At 64.7% G+C, this 7739-nt stretch carries 8 protein-coding genes; 7 read left to right on the top strand and 1 reads right to left on the bottom strand.

The genetic code is table 11. The annotated features are described in order from the left end of the window. Positions 1-142 precede the first annotated feature (142 nt). The 7 genes from EN742_RS16580 to EN742_RS16550 all read left to right on the top strand — a co-directional run bounded on the left by EN742_RS16580 (position 143) and on the right by EN742_RS16550 (position 6965). Positions 143-937, top strand: coding sequence for an inositol monophosphatase family protein (locus tag EN742_RS16580; RefSeq protein WP_127404925.1), 795 nt, complete (start codon positions 143-145; stop codon positions 935-937). Positions 938-1225: 288 nt separating this feature from the next. Beyond that, positions 1226-3142, top strand: a complete 1917-nt coding sequence (gene dnaK / locus EN742_RS16575) for a molecular chaperone DnaK (RefSeq protein ID WP_126057217.1) — start codon at positions 1226-1228, stop codon at positions 3140-3142. A gap of 190 nt (positions 3143-3332) precedes the next feature. Continuing rightward, positions 3333-4463: a molecular chaperone DnaJ gene (dnaJ, locus tag EN742_RS16570; protein ID WP_126057218.1), complete on the top strand. Its 1131-nt coding sequence runs from the start codon at positions 3333-3335 to the stop codon at positions 4461-4463. Between the two features lie 126 nt (positions 4464-4589). Beyond that, complete coding sequence (pmtA, locus tag EN742_RS16565) at positions 4590-5195, top strand: phospholipid N-methyltransferase PmtA (protein ID WP_126057219.1); 606 nt, start codon at positions 4590-4592, stop codon at positions 5193-5195. Positions 5196-5354: 159 nt separating this feature from the next. Beyond that, complete coding sequence (locus tag EN742_RS16560) at positions 5355-5951, top strand: NADPH-dependent FMN reductase (protein ID WP_126057220.1); 597 nt, start codon at positions 5355-5357, stop codon at positions 5949-5951. Then, positions 5948-6655 carry an orotidine-5'-phosphate decarboxylase gene (gene pyrF / locus EN742_RS16555; RefSeq protein WP_126057221.1) on the top strand — a complete coding sequence of 236 codons (708 nt, stop codon included), beginning with the start codon at positions 5948-5950 and terminating at the stop codon, positions 6653-6655. The genes EN742_RS16560 and pyrF overlap by 4 nt, the downstream gene beginning before the upstream one ends. Positions 6656-6677: 22 nt before the next feature. Beyond that, the gene (locus EN742_RS16550; protein ID WP_127400114.1) at positions 6678-6965 is read left to right on the top strand and encodes a DUF1330 domain-containing protein; all 288 of its coding nucleotides are present in this window, start codon (positions 6678-6680) and stop codon (positions 6963-6965) included. A 51-nt stretch (positions 6966-7016) separates the two neighbouring features. Here the strand turns inward: EN742_RS16550 and EN742_RS16545 are convergent. Then, on the bottom strand, positions 7017-7739 hold a 723-nt coding region (locus tag EN742_RS16545), incomplete at its 5' end, for a D-alanine:D-lactate ligase-like protein (RefSeq protein WP_128333038.1).

Genomic DNA, 7739 nt, shown 5'->3' with positions numbered 1-7739 from the left:
GGGTGCGCTCGTTCGAGATCCTTGCCTACGTCCACAAGTCGCTGTCGCGGGCGGCCTGAGGCCATTCACTGGTTTTGCCGCTTTTGCAGGGCAGCGGCTTTTGCTATGGGCGGACCACGCTTTCCCGGCAGCGAGCACGCCTGTGACCAACGACCTCGACGCGCGAACGCGCTTTGCCATCGACCTTGCGCGCCGCGCCGGCGAGCTCGGCCTGAAATATTTCCGCGACCTCGAAAACCTGACCGTCGAGAGCAAGGGCCATCAGGACCTGGTCTCGGACGGCGACCGCGAAGTCGAGCTGTTCATCCGCGCCGCCATTGCCGACGCCTATCCGCGGGACGGCATCGTCGGCGAGGAACATGCGCCGGTCGTCGGAACGACCGGCTTTGTCTGGGTGATCGACCCGATCGACGGCACCGCCAATTTCGTGCGCGGGATTCCGGCCTGGTGCGTGGTGATCGCCTGCGCCCGCGAGGGCGGGACCGTCGTCGGCGTGATCCACGAGCCCTCGACCGGCGAGACCTTCCACTGCCATCGTGATGGCGGCGCCTTCGTCAACGGCCGGCCGATCAAGGCGAGCGATGCCGCGAGCCTCACCGAAGGATCGGTGGGAACCGGCCTGTCCAACCGGGCCGATACCGGGCATGTCGCCGTGCTCATCCGCCAGATCATGGCTGAAGGCGGCGTCTTCTACCGCAACGCGTCGGGCGCGCTGATGCTGGCTTATGCCGCGTCCGGCCGGCTGCTCGGCTATATCGAGGAACACATGAACGCCTGGGATTGCCTGGCCGGCATGCTGCTTGTCGAGGAAGCCGGAGGCACGGTGCTGAAGCCCGATCCGAAAACCGTCATCAGCCAGGGAACGCTGGTGATCGCCGGCGGAACGGCGATTTTCCCGAAGCTGCGGGCGCTTTCCCAGCAGGCGTTCGGGCTCTGATTGTGGCGGCTGCGACGTTTTTGCCCGCGGCGGATTGTGCAAGTCCGTCCGTGTCCGGCGGCAAATCGGCTGCGATATGCGCGATTTAGGCATTTTTCCCGTCATCTGGCGGGATCGTGGACGCCTTGCGCAGAATGCTTGCGCCCCGTGCAGCCTGTTCTTATATACGCGCCAAGCCGTTCGGCGCCGGAACGCCGGTTGCCGGAACGGGATTTCTTGTGAACAGGGGCTTTCGTTGGAACGCCTGATCAGGGTCCTGAGAGCCTGCTTAGCGGAGAGACTAGAACAATGGCAAAAGTAATCGGTATCGACCTCGGAACCACCAACTCCTGTATTGCCATCATGGACGGCAAGGAGCCCAAGGTTATCGAGAATGCGGAGGGCGCGCGCACGACCCCTTCGATCGTCGCCATCTCGAGCGACGGCGAACGCCTCGTCGGCCAGCCGGCCAAGCGCCAGGCGGTCACCAATCCTGAGAACACCATCTTCGCGGTGAAGCGCCTGATCGGCCGCCGCTATGACGATCCGGTGACGGAGAAGGACAAGAAGCTTGTCCCCTACAAGATCGTCAAGGGCGACAATGGCGATGCCTGGGTCGAGGCCGGCGGCAAGAAGCAGTCGCCCAGCCAGATCTCGGCCATGATCCTGCAGAAGATGAAGGAAACGGCGGAAGCCTATCTCGGCGAGAAGGTCGAGAAGGCGGTCATCACCGTTCCGGCCTATTTCAACGACGCCCAGCGCCAGGCGACCAAGGACGCCGGCAAGATCGCCGGCCTCGAAGTGCTGCGCATCATCAACGAGCCGACGGCCGCGGCCCTTGCCTACGGCCTCGACAAGAAGGACGGCAAGACCATCGCCGTCTATGACCTTGGCGGCGGCACCTTCGACATTTCGGTGCTCGAGATCGGCGACGGCGTCTTCGAGGTGAAGTCGACCAATGGCGACACCTTCCTCGGCGGCGAGGATTTCGACATGCGCCTGGTCGAGTACCTGGCGGCCGAGTTCAAGAAGGAGCAGGGCATCGACCTGAAGGCCGACAAGCTCGCCCTGCAGCGTCTCAAGGAAGCGGCCGAGAAGGCCAAGATCGAGCTGTCGTCAACGACGCAGACCGAGATCAACCTGCCCTTCATCACCGCCGACGCCACCGGGCCGAAGCACCTGACGCTGAAGCTGACCAGGGCGAAGTTCGAAAGCCTGGTCGAGGATCTCGTCCAGCGCACGATCGACCCCTGCAAGGCGGCGCTCAAGGATGCCGGCCTGAAGGCTGGCGAGATCGACGAGGTCGTCCTGGTCGGCGGCATGACCCGCATGCCCAAGATCCAGGAGATCGTGAAGCAGTTCTTCGGCAAGGACCCGCACAAGGGCGTCAACCCGGATGAGGTCGTCGCGCTTGGCGCCGCCATCCAGGCCGGCGTGCTGCAGGGCGACGTCAAGGACGTGCTCCTGCTCGACGTGACGCCGCTGTCGCTCGGCATCGAAACGCTGGGCGGCGTGTTCACCCGCCTGATCGAGCGCAACACCACGATCCCGACCAAGAAGAGCCAGGTGTTCTCGACCGCCGAGGACAGTCAGTCGGCGGTGACGATCCGCGTCTTCCAGGGCGAGCGCGAGATGGCGGCAGACAACAAGCTGCTCGGCCAGTTCGACCTTGTCGGCATCCCGCCGGCACCGCGCGGCGTGCCGCAGATCGAGGTCACCTTCGACATCGACGCCAACGGCATCGTCAACGTCTCGGCCAAGGACAAGGGCACCGGCAAGGAGCACCAGATCCGCATCCAGGCTTCCGGCGGCCTTTCGGACGCCGACATCGAGAAGATGGTCAAGGACGCCGAGGCCAATGCCGAAGCCGACAAGAAGCGGCGCGCCGTGGTCGAGGCCCGCAACCAGGCCGAGGCGCTGGTGCATTCCTCGGAGAAGTCGCTGAAGGAATATGGCGATAAGGTCTCGGAAGCCGACCGTACGGCGATCGCCGATGCGATCGCGGCGCTGAAGGCCGCCACCGAAGGCGACGACGCGGCCGAGATCGAGGCCAAGACGCAGGCGCTCGCCGAAGCTTCGATGAAGCTCGGCCAGGCCATGTACGAAGCCTCGCAGAAGGAAGCGGCCGAGGCCGACGCCAAAGCGGACGCCGCCAAGGATTCGGACGTGGTCGACGCCGATTTCGAGGAAATCGACGAGGACGACGACAAGAAGAAGTCGGCCTGAGCCGCCTGACGGCAAATAATGCGAAAAGCCCGGCGCAAGGCCGGGCTTTTTTGCAACCCTTCATGAAAAAGTGCGGGCAAGGCCGCGCCAGCACTGGCATCCGGACGCCATCGCACCTAAATCGGAACGACGTGCCGGCAAACGACGCAACAGTGCATCAAGACATTGAGCATCCGGACTGCGGGAAAAAATGAAAGCTGATTTCTACGAGACGCTGGGCGTGCAAAAGGGCGCCGACGACAAGGAGCTCAAGAGCGCTTTCCGCAAGCTCGCCATGCAGTTTCATCCCGACCGCAATCCCGGCGATCACGCCTGCGAGCACAAGTTCAAGGAAATCAACGAAGCCTACGAGACGCTGAAGGACCCGCAGAAGCGCGCGGCCTATGATCGTTTCGGCCACGCCGCCTTCGAACATGGCGGCATGAATGGCGCCGCGCAGGGCTTCGGCGCCGGCGGCTTCGCCGACATCTTCGAGGATATTTTCGGCGACATGATGGGCGGCCGCCAGCGCCGCTCGTCGGGCGGCCGCGAGCGTGGCGCGGACCTGCGCTACAATATGGAGATTTCGCTGGAGGAGGCGTTTTCCGGCAAGACCGCGCAAATCCGCGTGCCGGCCTCGATCTCCTGCTCTGAATGTTCGGGCAGCGGCGCCAAGCCCGGCACCCAGCCGGCCACCTGCTCGATGTGCAACGGCCACGGCAAGGTGCGCGCCACGCAAGGCTTCTTCTCGATCGAGCGCACCTGCCCGCAGTGCCAGGGCCGCGGCCAGACGATCAAGGACCCGTGCCCGAAATGCGCCGGCCAGGGCCGCGTCACTGAGGAACGTTCGCTGTCGGTCAACATCCCGGCCGGCATCGAGGACGGCACCCGCATCCGGCTGGCCAATGAGGGCGAGGCCGGCCTGCGCGGCGGCCCGTCGGGCGACCTCTACATTTTCCTCGCGGTCAAGCCGCACGAGTTCTTCCAGCGCGACGGCGCCGACCTCTACTGCAAGGTGCCGATCTCGATGACGACAGCGGCTCTCGGTGGGTCCTTCGAGGTGACGACGCTCGACGGCACGCAGACCAAGGTGAAGGTGCCGGAAGGCACGCAGAACGGCCGCCAGTTCCGGTTGAAGGGCAAGGGCATGCCGGTGCTGCGCCAGCCCAATGTCGGCGACCTCTACATCCAGACCGCGGTCGAGACGCCGCAGAACCTGTCGCGCCGGCAGCGTGAGCTCCTGGAAGAGTTCGAGCAGCTGTCCTCGCAGGACAATTCGCCCCAGTCGAGCGGCTTCTTCGCCCGCATGAAGGACTTTTTCGAATCCTTCAGCGACCGCTGAGAGGTTGAAGGGCATGTCCCGGGGATTGCTTCCCGAGCGTCATCAACACCTTATGCCAGGTTGACGCCTTGCCTTGTCCCACCTAGCTGCTAATTAGCGGGTCGGGGAGCGTTGAGGAGAGCTCGCATGGCACGTGGTCCCGGGTTGCGCAAGTCGCTGGCGGAGAAGTTCGACGACGAGCTGAAGTTCTTCAGGGGCTGGATCGACAAGCCGAAGACGGTCGGCTCGATCGTTCCCACCAGTTCCATCACCGCCCGCAAGATGGCCTCGATCGTCAATCCGAAATCCGGCCTGCCGGTGCTTGAGGTCGGCCCCGGCACCGGCGTCATCACCCGCGCCATCCTGGCGCAGGGGATAAAGCCGGAAAATCTCTACGCGGTCGAATACTCGACCGATTTCGTGCGCCACCTGCGTCGGCTTTATCCGGGCGTCAACGTCATCGAAGGCGACGCCTTCAATCTCAACGCGACGCTCGGCGACAAGCGCGACATGGTGTTCGATTCGGTTGTCTCCGGCGTGCCGCTGCTGAACTTCCCGGTCGCCCAGCGCATCGCCTATATCGAAAGCCTGCTCGACCGCATCCCCGCCGGCCGGCCGATCGTTCAGCTGACCTATGGTCCGCTGTCGCCGATCCCGCCCGGCCGCGGCGACTACACGGTCAAGCATTTCGATTTCATCATCCGCAACATCCCGCCGACGCAGCTGTGGATCTACCGGCGCGAGGCGCATTAGAGGAGAAGGAATAGGGGAGTACGGCAGTGGGGCAGCAGGGGAGTGAACGGCTCGATACCGTACTGCCTTACTGCCTTACTGCCCTACTCTCTTCCTCCCTCATCCAAACGTTGATTTGAGCGGCCCCTTTCTGTACCTGTCCGGGAACAAGGGTGGCCAATGCCAATGATCCCAAAAATCCTCGTCTTCGCAGGCTCGATCCGGTGGGGCGCCTTCAGCGGCAGGACCGCGGACGTGGCGCAGAAAGAGCTTGCCATGCAGGGCGCCGAGGTGACCCGCATCTCGCTTGGCGACTATCCGCTGCCGATCATGGACGAGGACTTGGAAAAGGAGAAAGGCATTCCCGAGAATGCCATGCGGATCGGCCGGCTGATCGCCAACCACGATGGACTGTTGATCGCCACGCCGGAATATAACGGCTCGCTGCCACCTCTGCTCAAGAACAGCATCGACTGGGTGAGCCGGATACGCCGCGACGGCGGCCGCTCGTTCAGGCCGTTTGCAGGCAAGCCCGCCGGCCTCTGCTCCTCCTCCGACGGCAAGTTTGCCGGCATACGCTGCATCAATCACCTGCGCGCCGTGCTGGTGCGCTGCCAGGTCGAGGTGGTCACGCCGGAATGCTCGGTCTCTGGCGCCAGCGACGCCTTCGACGAGAATGGACATTTCCGCGACGACAGACTACGCCAATCGATGGAGCGCCTATGCCGCACACTGATCGAAACCTCGCGCATGCTGTCCAGCCGGATCGAAGCATGATCCCGGAGCATGCCGACACCATGCGCGACAGGCTGATCGTCGGTCTCGACGTGCCGACGGTGAAGGACGCCGAGAAAGCGGTGCGCGAGCTCGACGGCACGGTCTCCTTCTACAAGATCGGCTATCAGCTGGCCTTCGCCGGCGGACTCGACTTCGCTCGCGAGCTTGCCAGCGGCGGCATCAGGATCTTCCTCGACATGAAGCTGCTCGACATCGACAACACGGTGGCCAAGGGGGTCGAGAACATCGTCAGGATGGGCATGACGATGCTCACCATCCACTCCTATCCCAAGGCGATGCGGGCTGCTGTCGAAGCGGCCCGGGGCAGCGATCTCTGCCTGCTCGCGGTCAGCGTGCTGACCTCGATGGACGAGCAGGACATGATCGACGCCGGCTACGAATACGACCCGCACACGCTGGTGCTGAGGCGCTCAGAGCAAGCGCTGCATGCCGGCATGGGCGGCGTCGTCTGTTCCGCCGAGGAGGCGGAAGCCGTGCGCCGGATCGTCGGGCCGAACATGGCCGTGGTCACGCCGGGAATACGCCCCAAGGGCAGCGACCATGGCGACCAGAAACGGGTGGTGACCCCGGCGCAGGCGATTCGCAACGGCTCCAGCCATCTTGTCGTTGGCCGCCCGATCGTCGGCGCCGCCGACAGGCGCGCTGCCGCCGAGGCCATCCTGGCCGAAATGCGGTCCGCATAAGTCCCAAACTCGGAGAAACGATATGGCAAAGGGATACTGGGTCGCCCGCGTCGATGTGCGCGACGCCGAGGGCTACAAGGACTATGTCGCCGCCGCGAAGCCGGCCTTCGAGCGGTTCGGCGCGAAATTCCTGGCGCGCGGCGGCGAGCACGAGAAGGCCGAGGGGCCGGGCCGCGCGCGCAACGTCATCATCGAGTTTCCGTCGCTTGCCGCGGCGCATGAATGCTACCATTCGCCGGAATACCAGCGCGCCGTCGCCATCCGCCAGAAGGTGGCCGACGGCGAGATCGTGCTGGTCGAGGGCATCTAGCCCCCTGCTTGACCATGACCTTGTCCGAAAACCGGCTCCCACTTTTCGGGGTCATGGTCGAAGCCGGGTCCTCGCGGTTTCGGCCATCGCATCGGCGAGACCGAGGCCCCATTGCGCGCGGCAATAGTCACGGAAATCGAAGCAGGGCAGGCCGGGACAGACCTCGAACTCGATGAGATGGACGGTGTCGTCGGCCTCCACCCTGAGGTCGACGGAGAAGACATCGCGCAAGCCGAGCCCGGTCATCAGGCCCCCGGCGATCCGGCGGATTATCGCATCGGCTGCCGGTTGGCTCGCGGTGACGGGCTCGAGCACCGGCTCGGCATAGGTTCCGGCGGCCTTCGCGATCCCGCCGGTATCGCCATAGAGCGCCAGGCTGTCGGCCATGGTCTGGAAATCGCCACCGGACTCGACGAAGGCGATGCCGAGCGCCTCGACGCCGGTCTCCGGCTTCAGGCCGAGGAAGCTGGCGCGCACGTTGCGGCCGGCGACATAGGGCTGGACGACGACGTCGTCGCGATAGTGGGCGAAGACGCGCCGGCTAAGCTCCAGCGCATGACCGAGATCAGCCACACGCGAATCCGGCCAGATGCCGATCTTGGCACCGAGGCGGTTCGGCTTGACGAACCAGCCGGCTTCCGAGGCTGGCGGCTCGACCAGCCATTCCCCGTTCCGCGCCAGACCTGCCTGCGGCGCCGGCAAGCCAAGCGCGCCGAGCACGGCGCCGGAGCGGAACTTGTCCTGGCAGAGCGCGAATAAGGAATCGTCGGCGCC

It is taken from the genome of Mesorhizobium sp. M4A.F.Ca.ET.020.02.1.1 (assembly GCF_004022645.1).
Classification (GTDB): Bacteria; Pseudomonadota; Alphaproteobacteria; order Rhizobiales; family Rhizobiaceae; genus Mesorhizobium.
This window is presented reverse-complemented; position numbering and strand designations above follow the sequence as displayed.